Raw genomic sequence first — 403 nt, forward strand, 5'->3', positions numbered from 1 at the left:
GGGTTGGCCGCCGGCGAGGTCGCGGTGACCGATGTCGGTGGCGTGGGCGAACCCGTACCGCGGTCCGCGCCGCAGGATCTCCTCGACGAGGCCGATGGACGCCGTACTCCCGAGACTGATGTTGAGAAAACCGGGCCCGGTGATCTCGACGCCGCTGACGCCGTGGGCGCCGACGAGGTGCGGCCGCAGCAGCTCGGCGACACGGCGGGGGGTCTCCCCGGCGGGCCGGGCGAGCTGGAGGGCGATGTTGGTGGCGTAGTCCCCCCACCCACCGGCCCCCGGCACGGTCACCGAGACCTTCTCCGGCACGACCACGCTCAGCTCCCCGTCCTCGACAGCACGGCGCACCGCGCACAGCACGGTACGGGAGAGCTCGACGGGGGTCACGGGACAAGCGTAGGGG

1 pseudogene is annotated in these 403 nt (G+C 73.2%); it reads right to left on the minus strand.

Annotated elements, in window-relative coordinates:
* Window positions 1–387, minus strand: a pseudogene (locus JHN63_RS52080) (hypothetical protein); the annotation flags it as partial.
* Between the last annotated feature and the right edge of the window lie 16 nt (window positions 388–403).

This window comes from Streptomyces sp. MBT65 (genome assembly GCF_016612545.1).
In the GTDB taxonomy this organism is placed as follows: domain Bacteria; phylum Actinomycetota; class Actinomycetes; order Streptomycetales; family Streptomycetaceae; genus Streptomyces.